At 54.4% G+C, this 21764-nt stretch carries 19 protein-coding genes and 1 riboswitch; of the genes, 16 read left to right on the top strand and 3 right to left on the bottom strand.

What is annotated here, in order from left to right:
* Positions 1-34: 34 nt before the first annotated feature.
* On the bottom strand, positions 35-1039 hold the full coding sequence (locus tag K1558_RS20820) for a metal-dependent hydrolase (protein WP_238653586.1): 1005 nt from the start codon (positions 1037-1039) through the stop codon (positions 35-37).
* A 256-nt stretch (positions 1040-1295) separates the two neighbouring features.
* On the opposite strand from K1558_RS20820, the gene cyoE reads away from it, so the two are divergent.
* Positions 1296-2225: a heme o synthase gene (gene cyoE, locus K1558_RS20815; RefSeq protein WP_238653585.1), complete on the top strand. Its 930-nt coding sequence runs from the start codon at positions 1296-1298 to the stop codon at positions 2223-2225.
* Between the two features lie 64 nt (positions 2226-2289).
* On the top strand, positions 2290-2907 hold the full coding sequence (locus tag K1558_RS20810) for an SCO family protein (protein WP_238653584.1): 618 nt from the start codon (positions 2290-2292) through the stop codon (positions 2905-2907).
* Positions 2908-3605: 698 nt separating this feature from the next.
* Here the strand turns inward: K1558_RS20810 and K1558_RS20805 are convergent.
* Positions 3606-3965, bottom strand: a complete 360-nt coding sequence (locus tag K1558_RS20805) for a DNA primase (protein WP_238653583.1) — start codon at positions 3963-3965, stop codon at positions 3606-3608.
* A gap of 184 nt (positions 3966-4149) precedes the next feature.
* Positions 4150-5331, bottom strand: coding sequence for an MFS transporter (locus K1558_RS20800; protein ID WP_238653582.1), 1182 nt, complete (start codon positions 5329-5331; stop codon positions 4150-4152).
* A 237-nt stretch (positions 5332-5568) separates the two neighbouring features.
* On the opposite strand from K1558_RS20800, the gene K1558_RS20795 reads away from it, so the two are divergent.
* The 14 genes from K1558_RS20795 (at position 5569) to K1558_RS20730 (ending at position 21628) form a co-directional block, all read left to right on the top strand.
* Complete coding sequence (locus K1558_RS20795; protein WP_238653581.1) at positions 5569-6015, top strand: hypothetical protein; 447 nt, start codon at positions 5569-5571, stop codon at positions 6013-6015.
* Positions 6016-6069: 54 nt separating this feature from the next.
* Positions 6070-7212, top strand: coding sequence for a transglutaminase domain-containing protein (locus tag K1558_RS20790; RefSeq protein ID WP_238653580.1), 1143 nt, complete (start codon positions 6070-6072; stop codon positions 7210-7212).
* Positions 7213-7323: 111 nt separating this feature from the next.
* Positions 7324-9360, top strand: coding sequence for a peptidoglycan D,D-transpeptidase FtsI family protein (locus K1558_RS20785; protein ID WP_238653579.1), 2037 nt, complete (start codon positions 7324-7326; stop codon positions 9358-9360).
* A gap of 14 nt (positions 9361-9374) precedes the next feature.
* Complete coding sequence (locus tag K1558_RS20780) at positions 9375-11489, top strand: peptidoglycan D,D-transpeptidase FtsI family protein (protein WP_238653578.1); 2115 nt, start codon at positions 9375-9377, stop codon at positions 11487-11489.
* Between the two features lie 93 nt (positions 11490-11582).
* Positions 11583-12362 carry a Cof-type HAD-IIB family hydrolase gene (locus K1558_RS20775; RefSeq protein WP_238653683.1) on the top strand — a complete coding sequence of 260 codons (780 nt, stop codon included), beginning with the start codon at positions 11583-11585 and terminating at the stop codon, positions 12360-12362.
* A 44-nt stretch (positions 12363-12406) separates the two neighbouring features.
* Complete coding sequence (locus tag K1558_RS20770; RefSeq protein ID WP_238653577.1) at positions 12407-12892, top strand: DUF456 domain-containing protein; 486 nt, start codon at positions 12407-12409, stop codon at positions 12890-12892.
* A 26-nt stretch (positions 12893-12918) separates the two neighbouring features.
* Complete coding sequence (locus K1558_RS20765) at positions 12919-14547, top strand: putative polysaccharide biosynthesis protein (protein ID WP_238653576.1); 1629 nt, start codon at positions 12919-12921, stop codon at positions 14545-14547.
* A 114-nt stretch (positions 14548-14661) separates the two neighbouring features.
* On the top strand, positions 14662-15006 hold the full coding sequence (locus K1558_RS20760) for a thioredoxin family protein (RefSeq protein WP_238653575.1): 345 nt from the start codon (positions 14662-14664) through the stop codon (positions 15004-15006).
* Between the two features lie 122 nt (positions 15007-15128).
* Entirely contained in the window at positions 15129-16067 is a 939-nt protein-coding gene (locus tag K1558_RS20755) for a COX15/CtaA family protein (RefSeq protein WP_238653574.1), read from the top strand.
* 57 nt (positions 16068-16124) lie between these two features.
* Entirely contained in the window at positions 16125-17897 is a 1773-nt protein-coding gene (locus tag K1558_RS20750) for a UbiD family decarboxylase (protein WP_238653573.1), read from the top strand.
* Between the two features lie 36 nt (positions 17898-17933).
* Entirely contained in the window at positions 17934-18680 is a 747-nt protein-coding gene (locus K1558_RS20745; RefSeq protein WP_238653572.1) for a Cthe_2314 family HEPN domain-containing protein, read from the top strand.
* Between the two features lie 92 nt (positions 18681-18772).
* A riboswitch (SAM riboswitch) is annotated at positions 18773-18909 on the top strand.
* Positions 18910-19006: 97 nt separating this feature from the next.
* Positions 19007-20023: a methionine ABC transporter ATP-binding protein gene (locus K1558_RS20740; RefSeq protein ID WP_238653571.1), complete on the top strand. Its 1017-nt coding sequence runs from the start codon at positions 19007-19009 to the stop codon at positions 20021-20023.
* Positions 20023-20691 carry a methionine ABC transporter permease gene (locus tag K1558_RS20735; protein WP_238653570.1) on the top strand — a complete coding sequence of 223 codons (669 nt, stop codon included), beginning with the start codon at positions 20023-20025 and terminating at the stop codon, positions 20689-20691. Before K1558_RS20740 ends, K1558_RS20735 begins: the two co-directional genes overlap by 1 nt.
* Positions 20692-20749: 58 nt before the next feature.
* On the top strand, positions 20750-21628 hold the full coding sequence (locus K1558_RS20730; RefSeq protein WP_238653569.1) for a MetQ/NlpA family ABC transporter substrate-binding protein: 879 nt from the start codon (positions 20750-20752) through the stop codon (positions 21626-21628).
* Positions 21629-21764 lie beyond the last annotated feature (136 nt).

The following is a 21764-nucleotide window of genomic DNA, read 5'->3' as shown; positions in this document are numbered from 1 at the left end:
TTGGTTGCGAAATGGGGTGCGAAGTTAATTCATGCTACAGCTTCACCGTTCCGGGATCAATGGCGAACCGTTCGTCAAGCTTCTCACTGCTGAGCCAGCCGACGTACGTATTCAGCGGACGGTATTCATGGTCCATGACCAGTACGGCAACGAACGGGAATTGCTTACGGTGTAAATAACGGACATCGCCCCAGCGTACAATATAACCGGAGGGCAGTTCTTCAACCTCGGCAACCGCGTAAGAGGTGAAGTACAGGAAGGCCTGAATATCAGGGTGAGACTTGGAACGCTCAACTGCGGGGTGAGTGGAGCACACCGCATGCTTGAACCATTCCAGCCGCCCGTTATTCAGCGACCCGACATTGTAGCTGCCATCAGGCTTGGCTTTGACCACATTCCAGCGCGCAGGTGAGATGGTCGGAATCAGCATATACCGGTCTCCGGTATCATGATGGACATCTTTGTTCTTGATGCTGCGGGTAATGCGTGCATGGACCATCGTCCGCCAGAGATAATACAAGACGATGCTGGCATACAGCGTGATGAACAAGGGGGCAGGCGGCACAATCCCGCTGATCCAGAGAATAATCGCTGCCGTATGGCTGCCGAAGATGAACGGATCGAAGATGTGGATGATATTCCAGGCGATCCATTTCTCGGTGAACGGCCTTGCGGCCTGTGTCCCGTAGGTGTTGAACAGGTCAGAGAAGACATGCACAGCCACGCCTATGAAGCTCCAGAGCGCAATATGGCTCAGGCTACGGAGGTCTGTCAGCCCGAAGAGGGGTCCGATGACCACAGTAATCAGTGCGGGCCACAGCAGCAGAAAGGGCAGGGAATGGGTAATTCCCCTGTGGTTGCGGATATATACCGCATTGTCCTTCAGACGAAGGGCGGTATCGGCATCCGGTGCCTGAGAAGCCAGTACAGTGGCTACCATGACCGCTCCGGCGAGTGTTCCGCTGGAAGCGACGGCAGGATCGACGAAGGACAGACCGGCGAGCCCAAGTCCCATAACAAAATGTGTAGCGGTATCCATTGGTCAGATCTCCTTTGTACGGAAGTTCCCTATTAATAACTACCCAATTTGGTGCTTAGTTATTTAGGGGCAGGGAAATTAAATGTTGTCACGTAATTGTCGAATTAATGAACATCATGGTCAATGATTGTCAAAGTCTTTCCTAGTTTGCTATGATAAAGTTAACAGCGGAGCGAGTAAAATTATCCAATCCAAGGATGGCCACTCAAGCTCCGGCGGAAGGTAAGAAGTTCCCAAGAAGGAGGAACCCATACACGTGGACAATCAATTAAGAATTCAAGCTTCTTCTGATTCCGCATCTATGTCTGCCAAATCGCCGGAAGGCGCAAGCTGGCGCGACTTTATTACCGTAACGAAACCGGGGATCATCCGCTCCAATCTGATTGCCGCATTCGCAGGCTACTGGGTGGCATCGGGCTGGGACGTACAGTACGGCCGCCTGATTCTGACACTGCTGGGAACCATGCTGGTGATGGCCTCGGCGTGTGTCTTCAATAACTATTTTGACCGCGATCTGGATATGAAGATGGAAAGAACCCGGGAGCGCGGACTGCCGACAGGCCGGCTGAAGCCGGGAACCGTACTGGTCTATGGCATATGCCTAGGCATTGCCGGGCTGGCGGTGTTGTTCATCTTCTGCGGAATGCTGGCCGGATGGTTCGGCATACTGGGTATGTTCGTCTATGTTGTAGTGTACACCCTCTGGCTCAAAAGAACCTCCACCTGGAGCACCTCGGTAGGTGCGATCTCCGGGGCGATGCCTCCGGTCATCGGCTACGTGGCGGTTACGGGTACGGTAGATCTTGGAGCCTGGCTGCTGTTCGCCATGCTGTTTCTATGGCAGCCGCCCCACTTCTGGGCGCTTGGTATCCGCCGCAAGGAGGAGTACAGGGCTGCAGGCTTCCCGCTGCTTCCGGTAGTGAAGGGAACACGCCGCACCAAGTTCCAGATGATTCCTTATGTGGCGCTGCTGCTTCCGGTGCCGGTGCTAATGTACGCCTACAATTATGCAGGCATTTATTATCTCATAATATCGCTGGCCTTGTCAGTCGCTTGGCTCTACTTAACCTTAATCGGACTCAAGGCGAAGGATGATGATGCCTGGGCCAAGAAAAACTTCCTGTTCTCCATTAATTATTTGACACTCAGCCTGATCGCCCTGGTGCTGAATACGATCCACGTGTAAGGCTCCCTGCGGCCCGGCAGCATAAATAAGTGTACTCATTCTTTAAATTATGGGAGGTTGTCCTGTGCAGACCCTGAAACGCTACAAATGGACCTGGCTTCTGCTGCTGATTGCAGTGATTATGGCGGTCTTTCTGGCTGTGCAATCCTTTGGCTTCGGTGAGAAGAAGCTGCCCGTAATCGGCCAGGTGCAGGACTTCTCCCTGGAGAATGTGGACGGCAAGCAGATCGCGCTCGCAGATACGGAAGGCACGGCAAGGCTGGTCTATTTCTTCTTCACCGTGTGCCCGGATGTGTGTCCGATTACCACTTACATGCTGTCCGAGACGCAGGATCTGCTGGTGAAGGACGGCAGCTTCGGCAAGGATGTCAAGTTCGTCTCGATTTCCTTCGATCCGCAGAATGACACCCGGGAAGCGATTAAGGCCTTCGCCGATAAGTTCCATGCAGATTATAATGGATGGTATTTCCTGCGGGGAGACCAGGAGCAGGTGCGCAAGCTGGCGGCCGAATCCTTCAAGGTGCTGATCTACGGGACCAGCAAGGATGATTTCGCCCATGCCAACCTGATCGGGCTGGTCGATAAGAAGAATCAGCTCCGGGGCCTGTACGATGCCGGGGACACGGAGAATGTGACCCCGGAATTCCTGGCTAAGGCTGTGAAGAAGCTGGCGCGTGAATAATGCACTGCACAGAAAGGGCGTCCCTGCAGCCGTGAAATGGCTGCCCGGGACGCCCTTTTTTTAAGGATGGGCCGACTATATGCGGATAACCGACCACATTGTGCGCTGCGTGGGCGCTTGGGCTAAATGTAATCGAAATCGAAAAATCGATTACATTCGGCGCTGGGTGGGCGCGTGGACCAAATGTAATTGAAAAACCGACTACATTCAGCTTTGCGTGGGCGCGTGGTCCAAATGTAATCGAAAAACCGATTACATTCGGCGCTTGGTGGACCCGTGGACCAAATGTAATCGAAAAACCGACTACATTCGGCGCTGCGTGGGCACGTGGACCAAATGTAATCGAAAAACCGACTACATTCAGCTTTGCGTGGGCACGTGGTCCAAATGTAATCGAAAAACCGATTACATTCGGCGCTTGGTGGACCCGTGGTCCAAATGTAATCGAAAAACCGACTACATTCGGCGCTGCGTGGACTCGTGGACCAAATGTAATCGAAAAACCGACCACATTCAGCGCTGCGTGGGTACGTGGTCCAAATGTAATCGAAAAACCGACCACATTCAGCTTTGCGTGGGCGCGTGGACCAAAAGTAATCGAAAAACCGATTACATTCTGCGCTCTGTGGGCACGTGGACCAAAAGTAATCGAAAAACCGATTACATCGGCGCTCTGTGGGTGCTGTTCATATCATTAACTATCCTTCGTACACCGGACTGTATGGCTCGGGATAGATAATGTATTCCTCAAGCCCGGCCTTCTCCAGCTGGGTGATGTTGTATTCATCAGGGGTTCCTTCAACTCCGGCATACCCCTTACGGGTATACATATGCACCGCATCGGGAAAAGCGTCGCGCAGCACGCCGCGGATTTTTTTGCCTGAGCTGTCATTGTCCATATAGAGGTAGACTTCCCCGTCGCGGATCGTATTCCGCAGCGCTTCCAGCTTAAGGGTGCTCAGGGTGCCGAAGGTGCACAATATGTCAACTTCCGGACGAAGCAGGCGCCGCAGCCGGCTCCGGTCATTCTTGCCTTCTACAATAATCGTGATGGACATCAACATTCAGCTCCCGGATCTGGTTGGTATGAGCTTATTGTACCTAAGCTTCGCTATTTTTAACAGCAAGCTGTACTACATTATGTATTCATTCCCCGGGAAATGTCGTATTAAAATATCTCCGCACAGCAAACAATCACCCGCTAGGATAAATGCGGGTGATTGCTGGCGAAACGGGGCTGATTCAGGCTGCATTACCGTTCCATTCCGGGGCATAGGAGGCTAGCTTGCCCGACCGGCCCGGCGGCAGGAGCAGTATTGCAGTCATCAGCAGCAGGAAGGCGATGAAATAAGGGGAGACATACCCTCTCAGCTGACCGGCGGCTACCGGCCCGGCGAAGGCGCCGAGAGACATGGCGATGGATTGCAGCGAGAAGGTGCGGCCCAGCCGCCCGCCTCCGCCCAGACTAATGAACAGCGAGGCCATGGCGGGGAATAAAACCCCTTTGGCTGCACCGAGCATGAACAGCACGGCTCCGGCCGGAATGCTGCGGAAGGCGGCCAGACTGAAGAAGCAGATGGCCATACCTAAGAGGGCGGCAGCAATGCGGATACCGGGCGAAAGCCGGTTCAGGAAGAACAGGCTGAGGGTTACGAGCGCTCCCAGACTGAGCAGCGAGAGCAGGATGCCCGTTGACATGATACCGTCCGCTCCTTGGGACAGGGGAAGCTCGAAGAAGAGCACGCCCTGTGAGCAGGAGACAAAGAAGGGCAGCAAATAGTAGCGCTTCGACACAGGAGCCGGGACGAGGGAGCCATCTGGTGATGCAGCCTGCTTCTGCTGCGCCGCCAGAGCAGGCTTCTGTACAGCCAGTGCAGGAGTATGCTTAGGCACACTGAAGAAAGCCATCACACCGGTGAAGATCAGCAGCCAGCCCAAGGTGCTGAAGGTGCCGGAATATCCGGCTTTGGCTACGATGAAGGCACCGGCAGCCGGTGAGACTACGGAGGCCAGCGTGTGAATGATGCCATGGCCTGACATGTATTTGCCCTGGGTGACCGGATTGGAAGAGAGTGAAGCCAGCAGGGTCATGCAGGCGGGCGAAAGAAAGGCCAGGGCGAAGCCGCTCGCTGCCCGGAGCAGCAGCAGATGCCACGGCAGTTGGGCGTGTGCCTGGAGCAGCAGGATAACTCCTGCTGCGGTAAGTGCAAAGACGATGTAGCGGCGGCTTCCATTGCGGTCAACGAGGACCCCTGCCAGGAGATTGCCGGGGAGGTGGGTCAGCGAATACATGCCCATCATCCAGCCGATGAAGGCTGGGCCCGCTCCCAGGGAGATGGCAAATGGCGTCAGAATCGGATACTGGGCATGTAGATCGAAGAAGGCCAGGAAGAGGAACAGATACAGCCACAGTGCAGTTTTCACAGGGTAACACCTCCAGTTTGTAGCCGGCCGGCTGGTCCCCTGCGGGCGGGCCCGGCAGGGAAGACACGGCCTACTTGTACTTTACGTGCGCGGGAGGGGGCTTATACCATTTTCTTGGCTCAGGCCTGTATGCGTCTCCGCAATCCGGTAACCATGAATTATAAGAGGTATTCATGTATAATAATTATTATTTGTGTAATGAGTGGCGAAATTTGCGATTGGGGTGTTGTGAAATTGATGAATCCTGAAGTATGGTCACAGTTTATTAGAGAGAATTGGCTGGTTATCGTTATTGCGCTCGTCCTGCTGTTTGCTGTCATTAATCTGGTGAAGACCGTGCTGAAATGGGCCATTGTTATCGTTATTGTTGCCGGGCTGTTCATTTATAGCGGAGTGACTATGGATCAGATCGGCAATGCCGTCAATCAGGTGGCGGACGGAACGGTCAGCACACTCAAGAAAGAGGCGCAGGAGGTTATGCTCAAGGAAGCGCAGGATGCTGTGTATACCTCAGGCGGTGACGGAACCTTCACGATTACTACGCCGAATCTGGAAGTGAAGGGCTCCGCCGCAGAAGACAAAGTGGAAGTGATCTTCCGCGGTGTCAGTCTGGGCAAATGGAGTGTGAATGAAACTACCCAGAGCTTTATTGATGAAGCCCGGAAGCATCAGAGCGGCAAATAAACGTGTGGTGTACAAGTGTAAGCTGCACCATCCGCAGCAGAAGGAGGGATAGAGGTGCTAAATAGCTGGATCGATAGTCTTAGTGAGGCCAATATCATCTCTATTATTCTGCTGCTGGTGGTCTTCTTCTCCGCCCTGCAGGGCTGGGGCCGCGGCTTCCGGCGGGCCGCCGGGGGGCTGTTCGGGCTGCTCGGATCAGGACTGCTGACCGCAGCCGCTCTGGTGATGGCGATTCCGGCTGCGGTCTATCTCTCGCCTGCCGCAGGGGCTTGGGCAGCGGGGATAACGCAGCCGGATGCCAAGCTGAACCAATGGCAGCAGCTCTACTACACCGGCGTATCGGTGCTGTCGAACTCGCCGGTTGTCCGGTTTCTGCTGCTGCTTCTGCTGTGCTACAGCCTGATCCGGCTGCTGCTGTCACTCCTGTTCCTCCTGCTGCCCGGCCGCCTGCCGCGCTTCTCTGGAGGGTCACCCGGCAGAATTACAGGTGCCAGCAGGCTCAGCGGTGCGGTCTTGGGGACTGCAGCCGGGATTGCCCGGGCACTGGTGGTGGTTTTTGTCCTCTATATCAGCGTTGCTCTAAGTCCAGACAGCACCTTCAGCCGCTATGTGCAGTCCTCGCCGATCTACAGCCAGAGTGCGCAGGCGGTATTTGAGCCGCTGGCCGGTGAACAGGTCAGAGGGAAGCTGCCGGTGCTGACCAAGGCGGTAGCCGCAGAGATGAGCGATATTCTGCGGCGCAAGTATGAAGTGATTGACCATGATATCCCGGCCGATATTGCCGGTGCAGCCGGGAAGATTGCCGGACAGGCCGCCGGGGATGAAGAGAAGGCCAGACTGCTGTATGACTGGATCGGCTCGCGCATTGCCTATGACTACACCAAGGCCGAGAATTATGAGCAGCGGCGGATCTGGAAGGAGCAGACCCCTCAGGATACTTTTGATACGAAGCTGGGGGTATGCATTGATTACGCCCGTCTCTATGCGATGATGGCCCGCTCGCAAGGGCTGCAGGTCCGTGTCGTCACCGGCAAAGGCTATGACGGCCAGGGCGGCTATGGCCCCCATGCCTGGAATGAGGTCTACCTCAGCAGCAGCAAGACCTGGATTCCGCTCGATTCAACCTGGGCCAGCAGCGGCAACTGGTTTAATCCGCAGGATTTTGACACTACACATATTAAGGAGAATATTCTCTGAGGAGAAGCAGGGGCTCTTTCATCTATGGTACAATAGCAGCGGGCATAAGGGGTCTTTGCCGGTTTGGTTAAGAATAATTGTATGCAAATGAACTAAGGAGAGGACTTTGCTGTGAAATGGTTCGGCAGGCCGGGCTTCCGCCCGGATGATCAGACGCCCCGAAGCTCGGTGAGCTTGCGTATTAATCTGTTTTTCTTCGGCACTTTTTTTATTTTTGTAATCATCATGGTTCGTCTGGCAGGACTTCAGTTTGTGGAAGCGGATGAGCTTACCGAGACGGAGGCCAGCCGCGAGACTAAGGATGTTCCGCTTGCGGCGATCCGGGGAAACATCCTTGCAGAGGGAGGCGAGAAGCTGGCCTACTCTACCCCGGTTCAGTCGTTATATGTAACTTTAACTCAGGAATATACGGCCAGGGCCAAGAATAAGGACACCGGCTTACTGGAATATACGGCGGAAGCCAGGGCGCTGACCGCTTCGCTGGCCGACCGGCTGGTCTCGGTTTTTGAACAGTATGGAGATCCCGCTGCGGCCAAGAAGCTTACCAGGGAGGACATCCTGGCTTCGCTGGACCTTGACTTCAGGGTATCGCCGGGGTATATGCCTCGTAAGATCAAGACGGGCCTTACGGTGGAAGAAGTCGCCCATCTGATGGAGAACAAGGAGCAATATCCGGGAATATCGGTGGTGGAGGAGAGCTCGCGCCATTATGACAAGGATACTGTAGCTGTTCAAACCGTAGGATTTATGCAGCAGTTCAGGTATACAGAGAGCTATAACTTATATAAGAATATCCGCCATGCCATGAAGCAGACGGGGGCTGACCCCGGACTGGGCTACAGGGAAGACGAATTCGTCGGCATCTACGGGCTGGAGCAGCAGTATCAACGCGAGCTTAGAGGGAAGAACGGTTATCTGACCCTCTCGGTGAATGCGCAGAATATGGCCAAGGAGGTCATGGCTACCGTTCCGCCCGTTAAGGGCTACGATATCTGGACGACGATCAATAAGAAGGTCCAGATGCAGACAGAACAGGCCATTAAGGATCAGCTCAACTGGCTGCATCACAATCCTGTGCAGGGGACAACCCATACTGCCGCTCTTATCGGATATGCGGTAGCCATGGAAGTGGATACGGGCAAGGTTATCACCATGGCCCATATGCCGGACTATGATCCGAATGTCTGGAATCAGCCGGAAGTGTTTAAGAGCATTAAGGAGAATTATCTGAACGGTACCATTACCCAGAATACCTCCGGTGTCTCCGGCCACGGCCTGAAGTCACTGATCTATCTTGGTTCAACGGTTAAACCGTTAAGCGTATTAATTGGCCTGAATGAAGGTTTATTCACTACCGGTGACACCTATCAAGACAAAGGGATTGCTTATTTCGGCAAAAATGACAGCTCTTCCGTGAGGAATTCCTCCGGCCATGTGCTGGGCAAACTTACTCCTGCGGAGGCCATTCAGGAATCCTCCAATGCTTTTATGATCGATATGATTGGTAACCCCCTGTATAAGAAGTATCAAGGTGAATCTGTCAACGTATGGGACAGATATCTGAAAGCCTTCGGCCTCGGCGTGTCCACGCAGAGCGGGCTTCCCGGTGAAAGCGCCGGGGTTGCCGACTACCTGAATAAAGAGGACTCTGTGCAATCGTCAATGGTCTACGCCTCCTTCGGCCAGAAGGGGAAATATACCGCACTGCAGCTTGCCCAGTACACAGCTATGCTGGCCAATGAAGGGCAGCGGCTCAAGCCGCAGCTGGTTAGCAGAATTACAGATGCCGAAGGCAACACGGTCACAGAGTTTGGCCGGGAAGTGCTGAATACAGTCTCGTTTGACCCTTCATATTGGAAGGAGATCAAGCGGGGGATGAATACAAAGGTGAAGGCGTTCGACGGATTTCCGTATGATTTTGCCCGCAAGACGGGAACCTCAGAGATGGATGCGGCTGGCGCGATTCGTGACAACGGGGTATTCATTGCCTATGCTCCGCGGGAGAATCCCAAGCTTGCCGTAGCCGTGGTCATTCCGGAGGGCGGTTTTGGAGCGCTCAGTGCAGCGCCGGTAGCCCGCCGAATTTTTGAAGCTTATGACGCTGAATACGGGCTGGACGGCATTCCCAAGAAGAATATAGAGAAGTAAAGGAGTGACAAACTGTGGGTGTTTTCCGAAAGCAGGCCTCCCCCCCGGACGAGAAGGACAGCAAGAGCACGCTGGGCCTGCGGCTTAACGTGTTTTTCTTCAGCACGTTTGTTATTTTCTGCGTTATTATTATCCGTCTGGCTGTGATCCAGTTCGTCGAAGGACCCACACTGACTGAGGTAGAGACGAGCCGGGATACCAAAAGCGTGCCGCTTGCCTCCATCCGGGGATCGATTATATCAGATGACGGGGAGAAATTAGCATATTCCACCTCCGTGCAGACGCTATATGTTACGCTTACGCAGGAATATACCGCCAAGGCGGTCGACAAGGAGACAGGGGTCAGCTCCCTGAAGCCGGAATCAAGAGCCAATGCGTATGCCCTGGCGAACAGCCTGGTTGCGAAATTCAACGAACTTGGCGATCCGAACGGCGAGAAGCTGACGGTCAATGAGGTGATCAGCTCCTTTGACCTGTACTTCAAGAAATCCTCGGGTTATGTGGCCCGCAAAATCAAGTCCGGCCTCACAACCAAGGAAGTCGCTTATTTCATGGAGCATAAGAACGAATTCCCTGGACTTGAGATTGTGGAGGAAGGCATCCGTAATTATGACAAGGATACCGTCGCGGTGCAGACTGTGGGGTATATCAAGCCCTTCAAATCCTCGAACACGCTCAACATCTACAAGAACGTTCTCAGCGCCATGAAGAAAATCGGCGCAGACCCCGGCCTCAATTACAAGGATGATGAGTTTGTCGGCTTCGATGGTCTGGAGCTGCAGTATCAGCGTGAGCTGCGCGGCAAAAACGGCTATCAGGTCATATCCGTCAATCCGCAGAATATGGCTGAGAAGATTGAGAAGGTAGTTCCGCCCGAAAAGGGTAATGATATCTGGACGACGATCAATAAAAATGTCCAGCTTAAGACGGAACAGGCTATTTTAGACCAGATCCGCTGGCTTCATTCGAATACCGTTCAGGGAAAAACTCACCCGGATGCCTTAACGGGATATGCCGTAGCGATGGAGGTGGATACCGGTAATATTGTGGCCATGGCCAGCATGCCTGACTATGACACCAATGTGTGGACAGCGCCTAAGCTTGAAGCCGATGTCTGGAACAAGATTATGAATAATTACCAGAACGGGACGATTACCCCGTATTCTTCAGGACTGTCGGGACATGGTTTCAGCTCATCCGTTTTCTTGGGTTCAACCATCAAGCCGCTCACTGTATTGATCGGGCTGGAGGAAGGCTTCATCACTACACATACCTCCTATACGGATACAGGCAGCACGAAGTTCGGTAAAGCGGGACATGAAACTACCGTTAGAAATGCGGGTGGACACAGCTACGGTTATTTTAGAACACCAGCAGATGCAATTGAGAAATCGTCCAACGTATTCATGATTGATAAAATTGGGAAGAAGCTGTACGAAAAGTACGGCGGCAAGGGCGTAGATGTCTGGGATAGGTATATGAAGGACTTTGGACTTGGTGTGGCCACAGGAAGCGGCTTGCCAAATGAATACAAAGGGTTCCTGAACTACTTCAAAGAAGCAGAGAGCGGCAGCGTCCAATCTGCCCTTGTCTACGCGTCTTTCGGACAGCAAGGAAGCTATACCGCATTGCAGCTCGCCCAATATGCCTCTACGATTGCGAATCAGGGAGAGCGCATTAAGCCGCAGCTGGTCAGCAAAATCACGGATTCCTCCAATAACGTCGTTAAATCTTTTGGACGTGAAGTGTTGAGCAAGGTGGATTATGATAAATCCTATTGGAACGAGGTTATTAGGGGAATGAAGAGTAAGGTCAGCAGCTTTGATGACTTCCCTTATGATTTCGCCCGCAAGACAGGAACGTCTCAGCAGCAGGGTAAAGGACAGCTTCGCGATAACGGGGTGTTTATTGCTTTTGCTCCGCGTAATAATCCGAAGCTGGCTGTTGCTGTGGTCATCCCCGAAGGGGGCTTCGGCTCCAACAGTGCCGCACCGGTTGCACGTAAGATCTTCGACGCATATGACTGGGAATACGGGCTGGACGGCGTGCCCAAGAAGAGCCTGAAGCCCGCAAATGACGGCGCTGACGTAGGGAAGGGCCAAGATAATACTGCCGCAACAAATAACTGATATAATAACCTGGACGTCTGACGGATTCTCAGTAACACCAAAATATACAGATGCTCCCTCTAAGGAGAGCATACAAGAATGGAGGGGTGGCAGATGACTGCCAAATACCGCCTGCTTGCATTGGATATGGATGGAACCCTGCTGAATGATGAACAGAAGATTACCCCGTTAACAGTGAAGTGGATTACCAAAGCGATGGAGGCCGGCGTCCATGTCTGCCTGTCTACCGGACGCTCGTCGCGCAGTGCGATGCCTTATGCAGAGCAGCTTGGCCTGAAGACTCCGATGATCATGGTGAACGGAAGTGAGGTCTGGCGTGCGCCGGGCGAGCTGTACCGCCGGTCGCTGATGGATGTGGAGCTGGTGAAGCAGATGCACCGGATCGCCGAAGAATTCGATATCTGGTTCTGGGCGTATTCGGTGGACGAAGTGTACAACCGGGATACCTGGGACGGAGAGATCGACAGCCGGGAATGGCTGAAGTTCGGTTATTCTACAGAGGATGATGACATCCGCCATGAGCTGCTGATGCGGCTGCAGGAGCTGGGCGGGCTGGAAATTACCAACTCCTCGCCGTTCAACCTGGAGATTAATCCGCTTGGCGTGAACAAGGCATCAGGTATTCTGGAGGTCTGCAAGCTGCTGGGCATTAAGATGTCAGAGGTCGTGGCCGTCGGCGACAGCCTGAACGATCTGGCGGCGATTCAGCAGTCCGGCTTCGGCGTGGCCATGGGCAATGCCCAGGAGGTCGTGAAGCAGGAAGCGGATGCGGTTGTCGCGACGAACAATAATGACGGGATTGCAGAAGTGATCCAGAGGTTCATTCTGACTGAAGCTGAGGCACCGGCTGGACGGGTATCCAAGCGGGCTTAATCGTTCATTAAGTTATTTATTCCGAACGTAAGGAGTTGGAGGCATTGACGATCCTGGGTTGGATTCTGATTATTGCTTTGTTTGCAATCGGGCTGGCCGGAGCGGTATATCCGATCCTGCCCGGCGCGCTCGCGATTTACCTGGCGTTCTTCGTATACGGCTGGTTCTTCTCCTTCGACCCCTTCGGTCCGTGGTTCTGGATTGCCCAGACCCTGATTGTGGTTGTGCTGTTCGTTGCCGATTATGTGGTCGGGGCGTGGGGAGTCAAGAAGTTCGGCGGCTCCCGCGCCTCAGTGATCGGCAGCACCATCGGGATCATTGCCGGCCCGTTTCTGATTCCGGCGTTCGGTCTGATTCTTGGCCCGTTCCTGGGCGCCCTGATCGGGGAGCTGATAGCCGGCTCGGCCTTGAACAAGGCGGTTAAGGTCAGCTTCGGCTCCCTGCTCGGGCTGTTCAGCAGCACGGTTGTCAAGATTATTCTGCAGATTGCTATGGTCGTCCTCTTCTTTATCTGGATCGGACGGTATTAAATTTATTGTGAAGAAGGCGAAATAGCTTGTCCACCAAGAAAGAGTCTTTTGTCAAAGGCACGCTTATTCTGGCTGCCGCCGCGCTTGTAGCACGCGTACTCGGGCTTGCCCAGCGGGTGCCGCTGGAGCACTTATTCAATGATGTCGGGAACGCAGCGTTCTCTCAGGCCAACAATGTATATCTGCTGCTGCTGCCGCTGGCAACAGCCGGCATTCCCAGCACGCTCAGCAAGATGGTATCGGAACGTTATGCGCTCAACCGCCCGCATGAAGCGCAGCAGGTGTACCGGGCGGCCCTGATTTTTGCTGCGGTTGTAGGTGTGCTTATGAGTGTAACCCTCTACATAGCCGCTCCGTATTATGCAGCGTCCAGCAAGGTCCCCGAGAGCACACTGGCGATCCGGGCGATTGCCCCGGCGCTGCTCCTGTTCCCTGCCATTGCGATGATGCGCGGCTACTTCCAGGGGCGCAACAATATGATGGCCGGCGGCATCTCACAGATCGTGGAGCAAATCGCCCGTGTATCTACAGCGATTCTACTGGCCTTCATTCTGCTGCGCCAGGGGTACAGCAATACCTGGATGGCGGCAGGCGCTTCCTTCGGCAGTGTGCTGGGCAGCATCGCCGCCTTTGGTGTGATGCTGTATTATGCAAGAAAGCTGCGGCGGAATGAGGAGAAGATCGCGCTCTACGAGTCGAGTGAGGCCCGGCTGCCCCTGCTGGGCATCTACAAAGATATTTTCAAGCTGTCCATCCCGATTGTATTGTCCTCTGTAACGGTGCCGGTGGTGAACTTTATTGATACTACCTTCATAGTTCCGCTGCTTAGCGGACAGATCGGCCTTAAGGAGGCGACCAATGCACTCGGTATTTTTGGCAGCCGTGCCCAGAGTGTTGCCGGGATTCCTCCGGTATTATCGATTGCCCTTAGTGCCTCGCTGATTCCTATTATCTCTGCCGCCTATGCGCGTAAAGATGAGCAGCATCTGCAGCGTCAGGTCACATTGGCCATGCGGGTCTCCATTCTGACGGGAACACCGGTTGTAGTCTCTCTTGTGGTGGCTGCCTACTCGGTTAACGGCCTGCTGTTCAAATCGCTGGACGGCAGCGGCATCGTGGCGATGCTGACGCTGGGGACGATTTTTCAGATTACGATGATGACCACCAACTCGATTCTGCTCGGTATGGGCAAATCGCGCATATCGATGTACTACGTGCTGGCCGGGCTTATTGTGAAGTTCGGAGCGAACTTTCTGTTCAGCCAGCTGTTTGGTATCTATGGCATAATCGGCTCTACAGCCTTGTGCTTCATTGTCATCACACTGCTGAATCTGCGGATGCTGAAGCGAATTGTTCCCTTCACCATTCTCGGCAAGCGCTGGGGCGGCTTCGCGGTTGCGGTTCTCGCCTCGGCAGGGATCGGGTATGGGCTGAATGAAGCGGGAATCATGATGACTCACCTGATACCTGCCCGCCTGGCCTTCCTGATTACCTGTCTGGTAGTCGGCGCGGCCGTAGTGCTGATCTATCTGGTTCTGCTGATTATTCTGGGTGTGCTCAGCAGCCAGGAAATCGCCGGGTATCCCCGTCCGCTGCGTAAGGTGCTGGCTCCACTGATGAAGCTGCAGCCTGCCCGTGTACGTTCCGGAGAATAATGATGTGATAATTGTCTTAATTTGTCTTTTTTATTTGACTTATTCGGAACATTTTGCTTCACTTAAAGAGCAAGCCTCGTGTGTAACCGTCTTAGAGAAGGGAAGGGGTAACAGATGGACAAAATCAGCTCACCCGCCCAGTTCCAGGTCGCTATTCAGTCGCCTCGTCTGACTGTGGCTGTATTCAAGGCTGACTGGTGCTCGGACTGCAAATTCATTGACCCGTTCATGCCGGAGGTGGAGCAGCAGTATGCAGACCGCCTTACTCTGGTTGAAGTGGATGTCGATGCCGTAGGCGATGTCAGCCAGGAACAGAATATTCTGGGCATTCCAAGCTTTGTCGCGTATACCGACGGACGGGAACTGGTCCGGTTTGTGAACAAGCTCCGCAAGTCCCGGGAGGAAATTGAGAGTTTCCTGAACCGGGCGCTGGAGGTATATCTCAGTATCCACAAGTAACGAAGCAGGCAGCACCGCTTTCGCCCTACCTGAGCAGAAGCGGTGTTTTTTGCTACAAAGATATATGTTAGCGGTCCCAAGCAGTTGTACGCACTCATTCCTATATAATGCGGGGGATAATCTTGACGACACTTCAATTGAAATGGCTCAGTTATATGACCTGTCTCATTATGTTTCTGGCGTTGTTCGGCGGGGTGGTGGTGACCAAGACCGGATCGGGTCTGGAATGCGGCAACCAGTGGCCGCTATGCCATGGCAAGCTCATTCCGGCCTATACCATAGGCTCCATGATTGAATATACCCACCGCCTGTTCAGCGGACTGGCCGGACTGCTGTCCGTAGCCTCCATGTACGCCTGCTGGCGGTATGCCCGGCAGCGCAAGGATATGCTTGCCTATGCCATGCTGACGCTTGTCTTCGTTATCATTCAAGGTGCTATGGGAGCGCTTGCCGTGGTCAACTCGCAGTCGGCTGCCGTTATGGCTCTGCATATGGGGTTCTCGCTGATTGCCTTTGCCGGCTCGCTGATGCTGGCGCTCGGGGCCAGACGGATCTACGGCACCCGCGCGCCGGAAGCGGACAGAGGAGAAGGGCATCGGGTCAGCAGAGGCTTCCGCAACTTAACCTGGGCAATTACAGTATATTCATATATCGTTGTATATATCGGGGCGTATGTCAGTCACACCAGCTCACAGGGCGGGTGTTCAGGCTGGCCGCTGTGTAACGGGCAATGGATTCCGGAGATGAGCGGCGGTGTAGGTGTCGTCTTCGTGCACCGGATTGCGGCTGCGGTTCTGTTCCTGCTTACGGCTCTTCTCGGGCATCTGGCCTTCTGGAAATACAAGGAGTTGCGGGAGATCCGGACGCTTGGAGTGGCTGCCGTGCTGTTCTGCCTGATGCAGGTGTTCAGCGGTGCGGCTGTAGTGTTCACGTTAAATAATGAACGGCTCTACATATTCGCTGCGATGTCCCATATTGTGCTGATCTCCGGCCTGTTCGGGGTGCTCTGTTACATGAGTGTCCGCGTCTGGCAGTTAAGCGGAGGAGCCAGCAGACGATAATCATACAGATACGGGGAATGGGACAAGCATAAGTTCCTGTTTGAGGAGGAACCCTATATGGCATACGCAAATTTACGACAATGGATTGAACAACTCCGCAGGGACAAGGATCTTGCCGTGATTGATACTCCGGTCGATCCGCATCTGGAGCTTGCTGAAATTCACCGCCGGGTGGCCCAGGAGGAAGGGCCGGCGCTGCTGTTCACGAATGTCCGGGGAACGCCGTTCCCGGTGGCGACCAATCTGTTCGGCTCTGTCCGCAGAGTGAACAAGGCCTTCGGGACCCGGCCGGAGCAGCTGGTGAAATCACTGACGGCCGCTATGGAAGTCCTGCTTCCGCCTTCGCCGGCCGGGCTGTGGCGGGAGAAGAAGCTGCTGCTGGAGCTGCTGCGGGCCGGCGCGAAGAACATCCCGCAGGGCGAAGCCCCGGTGCTTGGGGTCTGTTGCAGCGCGGACCCGCTCAAGGAGCTTCCCCGCATTACAGCCTGGCCTAAGGATGGCGGGCCATTCCTCACACTGCCTCTGGTCTACACAGAGAATATTACCAATCCGAATGACCATAATCTCGGCATGTACCGGATTCAGCTCTATGATGACAGCACCGCCGGGCTTCACTGGCAGATTCATAAAGGGGGCGGATTCCATCACTCCCAGGCCGAGCTGCTCGGAGAGACGCTGCCGGTGTCTGTGTTCATCGGCGGGCCGCCAGCCCTGATCGCTGCTGCTGTAGCCCCGGTCCCGGAGCGGATTCCCGAGTTGCTGCTGGCCTCGCTGATGCTGGGCGGCAAGCTGCCGATGGTGCAGGACCCGCTGGGCGGCCATAAGATCCCGGCGGAGGCCGAATTCTCTATCCGCGGCCGGGTCTCTCCGCATGAACGTAGAACGGAAGGCCCCTACGGCAGCCAGTCCGGCTATTATTCCCTGCAGCATGAATTCCCGGTGATGCATGTCCAGCGGATGTGGCACCGCAAGGATGCCATCTATCCGGCGACCATTAACGGCAAGCCGCGCCAGGAGGATTATTACCTCAAGGATTATCTGCAGCGGCTGCTGTCTCCGGTATATCCCCTGCTGATCCCTTCGGTCAAAGCGTTATGGTCCTATTCGGAATCTGGCTCACATTCACTGGCTGCGGCTGTCGTCAGGGAGAGCTACCCGCGTGAGTCTATGGCGGCCGCCTTCCGTATCCTGGGCGAAGGCCAGCTCTCCTTAACCAAATGCCTGCTGCTGACGAATGCAGCCGTCGAGCTAACGGACTTCCCCAAGCTGCTGGAGACCGTGCTGGAGCGGTTCAACCCGCAGACGGATCTGGTTATTGTACCCCATACGTCTATGGATACGCTGGATTACACCGGAGGCAGGCTTAACCATGGCAGCAAAGCAGTGCTGATCGGAACCGGAAGTCCGGTGCGGCAGCTTCCGCATGACTATACGGAGGGGCTGCTTCCATCAATCACCGCCGCTATACCTTATTGCGGAGGATGTTTAGCCGTTTCCGGTGCATCCTATGAAGAGGACCCTGAGCTGCCGGAGCGGCTGGTGTCCCACTTCGCGGAGAACGGGACCGCCTGGCCGCTGGTGGTGCTGGTGGACCATGCCAGGGACGCTGTCAGCACCCAGACCCGGTTCCTGTGGACCGTATTCACCCGCTTCAATCCGGCGGATGATATCTATTCAGACGCCAAGGTTCAGCGCGGGGCAATCGTTCAATCATTGCCAATCATTATTGATGCCCGCATGAAGCCGGGCTACCCGGAGGAGCTCACGCCGGACGAAGACATTGCAAGGCAGGTGGACCGTAACTGGAGCCGCTATTTCCCTCTGGTGTAACAGACAGTCTAAATCAAAGCTTCAAGGAGGCCAAACATGCTGCGGACATTACTGGGAGAACCGCCCCGGGTGAACAGCGGGGTACTCGCCGAAGCCATGGAGCACATGGCGAAGGCTGCCTCCATGCTGCGCAGGGAGATGAATACGCATGAGGACCATGACCATGAATACCGCAAGCAGGAGATCTGGACGCGGGGCCTGATCTCTTCCCTGGACGAGCTGGAGCAGAGCTGGTTTGCGGCTGCCTTTTTCCGGAAGTCGGTGGTGGCCGGTTATATGGACGATATGTCATCCGTGGAGCAGGGAGAGTATGCCAGGTACGTGTATTTCTATAAGGACGGCTTCATCCGGGTCTTCTCGCTGCTGGACAAGCTGGGCACGGTGCTGAACAGCCAATATGCCCTTGATACCGCTAAGGTCAAAGCGCATTTCTCCTACTTCACGGTGCTGCGGCAATTCGCGCTGCTGAAGCCGGAGATTCCGCTGGCCGGGGAGCTTGAGCAGATCAGGATCTCCTACCGTGAACCGCTGGATAATCTGCGCAAGCGGCGTAACGCCGAGATTCACTATATGAATGCCGAGATGACGGATGATCTCTGGCAGCGTCATCAGGGATTGCACGACAAAATCCGCCTGGAGGATCTGGACAGCCATCTGGAGGATCTGAAGCAGAGCCTGGAGATGGTCTGCAAATCGCTGACTGCCGTATTCAGGTACAGCAATGAAGAGTGGCATAAGCATACAGCGGCCCGAAGCCGCAAAGAGGGACACGTCCGCCGTTAAAACTTACCTTTGACAACAAACCGGGAACTGGAATATACTTAGGCATACATTAACTTCTGACATGACACGGAATAAATAACCTTATATTTGATATCTTATCGAGAGCGGCGGAGGGATAGGCCCAATGAAGCCCGGCAACCGGTTTGGCAGACAGCAGCGCTGTTTCTCCAAATGTCATGGTGCTAATTCCTACAATGCCGCGGATGGTGCGGTATTTGGCAGATGAGAAGGCATTGTCATTATACACACAGGGCCTCTTGCGATCTGCATGATCGTAAGGGGTTTTCTTTTTGCATGAAGTGAAGGGTAGAAGGGGGACGGAAAGATTGATAGAGTTGAAGGATTTGACCAAGGTATACGGCAAGGGAAGCAAGCAGGCGGTTGCCCTCTCCGGGCTGAGCCTGTCAATTAGGAAGGGGGAAATCTTCGGGGTCATCGGGCATTCCGGTGCAGGCAAAAGCACGCTGATCCGCTGCATTAATCTGCTGGAGCGTCCGACGCAGGGCGAGGTATGGGTGGACGGTGTGGAACTGACGTCGCTCAGTCAAGGCCAGCTGCAGGAGCAGCGGCGCAAGATCGGAATGATCTATCAGCATTTCAATCTGCTCTCTTCGGCTACGGTCTATGACAATATCGCGTTCCCGCTCCGGCTGGCCAAGGCCCCCAAAGCGCAGATCGATGCGAAGGTGAAGGAGCTGCTCGCTCTGGTCGGGCTGGAGGAGCACAGCAGCAAGTATCCTGCCCAGTTATCCGGGGGCCAGAAGCAGCGGGTGGGGATTGCCCGGGCGCTGGCCAGTGATCCTGACGTTCTGTTATGTGACGAAGCGACCTCAGCGCTTGATCCGCAGACGACCGACTCTATCCTGCGCCTGCTGCTGGACATCAACCGCAAGTTTCACCTGACCATCGTGCTGATTACCCATGAGATGCATGTAATTCAGAGCATTTGCGACCGGGTAGCCGTGATCCATGGCGGCGGCATTGTGGAGCAGGGCGAGGTGGCCCAGGTCTTCCTGAAGCCGCAGCATGAGGTGACGAGGGAGTTCATCCGCAGCGAGACCCAGTCGGACGGGCCGCTCCGGCAGGCGCTTGATGCCGTGAATGCGGGCAGCAACAAGGCGGTTAAGATTACATTTTTCGGGCAAAAGACATACGAGTCCACCCTCTCCCAAGTCGTTCAGGGGACCGGCGTCCAATTCGCGATCCTCCACGGCACCATCTCAACGATTAAGGATGTTCCTTACGGCCAGCTGATTGTCCGGTTCGAGGGACCGTCCGGGGCTGTAGAAGCCACACTCGCTGAGCTGTCGGCGCAAGGGCTTGATGTGGAGGTGATTCAGTAATGGTCGGACTCGATTTCAGCACGATAGATTGGTCGGAGATGCTTGAGGCTACTGTGGCGACCCTCAAAATGATGGCAATTTCCGGAATATTCACAATTATTCTTGGTTTACCGCTCGGAATTGTATTGTATTTATGGGGCAGAGCTGATAACATAATAATCAGAGTTGTTTACTCGGTATTATCGTTTATCGTAAATATCCTTCGTTCCGTCCCGTTCATCATTCTGATGATCGCCCTGATTCCGTTAAGTAAGACCATTATGGGCACTTCTATCGGGGTCTTTGGAACGATTCCCGCGCTTGTGATCGGCGCAGCACCCTTTTTTGCCCGGCTGGTAGAGACAGCACTGCGAGAAGTGGACCGCGGAGTTATTGAAGCGGCACAGGGGATGGGAGCCTCCACGGGACAGATCGTCATGCGTGTGCTGCTGCCGGAGGCCCGTCCAGGCCTGTTAGCCGGTATCACTATAACGGTTGTTACCCTGGTCTCATACACCGCGATGTCAGGTATGATCGGCGGCGGCGGGCTGGGAGACCTGGCGATCCGCTACGGCTACTACCGTTATCAGAAGGAAGTCATGATTATCTCCATCGTGCTGATGGTTATTCTGGTACAGCTGCTGCAAATGGCCGGCGACCGGCTGGTTAGACATTTTACCCGGAAATAAGGTACATCCACATAGAGCCTTATTCATACAAATTATACGGATAGAGGGGGATTTACAGATGAAAAAAATACTGCTCACATTATTCAGCTTGACCTTGATTATGGTGCTAGCCGCCTGCGGAAACAACAAGACGGCGAATAACGCAGCCGGCTCAGCAGCAACTGCAGCACCAACAGAAGCAACTGCGGCAGATGCAACAACAGAGCCTGCGGCAGATCCGGTAACCCTGGTGGTTGGAGCTTCTTCTGTGCCACATGCGGAAATCCTCAAAGCGATTGCTCCTCTGCTTGAAGCTGAGGGCGTCAAGCTTGAGATTAAGGAATTCTCGGACTATATCCTGCCGAATACACAGCTTGCAGAGAAGCAGCTTGATGCGAACTTCTTCCAGCACAAGCCTTATCTGGATGACCAGAATACCAAGAACGGCACTGATCTCGTAGCTGTAACTGCTGTTCATGTCGAGCCGTTTGGCGCTTACTCCAAGAAGATCAAATCCATTGAAGAGCTGCCTGAAGGCGCTAAGGTTGCCATCCCTAATGATGCCACCAACGGCGGACGTGCTTTGATTCTGCTGGCCAAGAACGGCCTGATAAAACTGAAGGATGATACTAACATCTCCTCCACCAAAGCAGACATTACTGAGAACCCTAAGAAGCTGGATATCATTGAGCTGGATGCAGCGATGCTGCCGCGCCAGCTGGATGAAGTCGATCTGGCCCTGATCAATACGAACTTCGCGCTGGATGCCAAGCTGTCTCCAACGAAGGATGCGCTGTTCATCGAAGGCGGCGATTCCCCGTATGCGAACCTGCTGGTAGCCCGTCCCGACAATAAGGATTCCGATGCGATCCAGAAGCTGGCCAAAGCGCTGACTTCACCGGAAGCCAAAGACTTCATCGAGAAGGAATACCAGGGTGCCATTGTTCCGGCATTCTAAGCTTCAATAACCTGTAAGCACAGAAGAAGACCAGAGGATGATTCCGGCAGCAGCAAGTCTGCCGGAAACCCTCTGGTCTTCTTGCCGGTTGCCCCGGTCTGTGAAATCCTCTATAATAAAAAAAATCCCGGCCTCT

This window comes from Paenibacillus piscarius (assembly GCF_022234545.1).
Classification (GTDB): Bacteria; Bacillota; Bacilli; order Paenibacillales; family Paenibacillaceae; genus Paenibacillus_AQ; species Paenibacillus_AQ piscarius.
The sequence above is the reverse complement of the archived record's forward strand: the minus strand, read 5'-3'. Positions and strand labels throughout refer to the sequence as shown.

Excerpts from the sequence above, each read along its gene's own strand:
- K1558_RS20735 (WP_238653570.1), top strand. The coding sequence starts at position 20,023 with ATGGTCGGACTCGATTTCAGCACGATAGATTGGTCGGAGATGCTTGAG.
- K1558_RS20730 (WP_238653569.1), top strand. The coding sequence starts at position 20,750 with ATGAAAAAAATACTGCTCACATTATTCAGCTTGACCTTGATTATGGTG.
- K1558_RS20750 (WP_238653573.1), top strand. The coding sequence starts at position 16,125 with ATGGCATACGCAAATTTACGACAATGGATTGAACAACTCCGCAGGGAC.
- K1558_RS20820 (WP_238653586.1), bottom strand. The coding sequence starts at position 1,039 with ATGGATACCGCTACACATTTTGTTATGGGACTTGGGCTCGCCGGTCTG.
- K1558_RS20760 (WP_238653575.1), top strand. The coding sequence starts at position 14,662 with ATGGACAAAATCAGCTCACCCGCCCAGTTCCAGGTCGCTATTCAGTCG.
- K1558_RS20775 (WP_238653683.1), top strand. The coding sequence starts at position 11,583 with ATGACTGCCAAATACCGCCTGCTTGCATTGGATATGGATGGAACCCTG.
- K1558_RS20795 (WP_238653581.1), top strand. The coding sequence starts at position 5,569 with ATGAATCCTGAAGTATGGTCACAGTTTATTAGAGAGAATTGGCTGGTT.
- K1558_RS20805 (WP_238653583.1), bottom strand. The coding sequence starts at position 3,965 with ATGTCCATCACGATTATTGTAGAAGGCAAGAATGACCGGAGCCGGCTG.
- K1558_RS20745 (WP_238653572.1), top strand. The coding sequence starts at position 17,934 with ATGCTGCGGACATTACTGGGAGAACCGCCCCGGGTGAACAGCGGGGTA.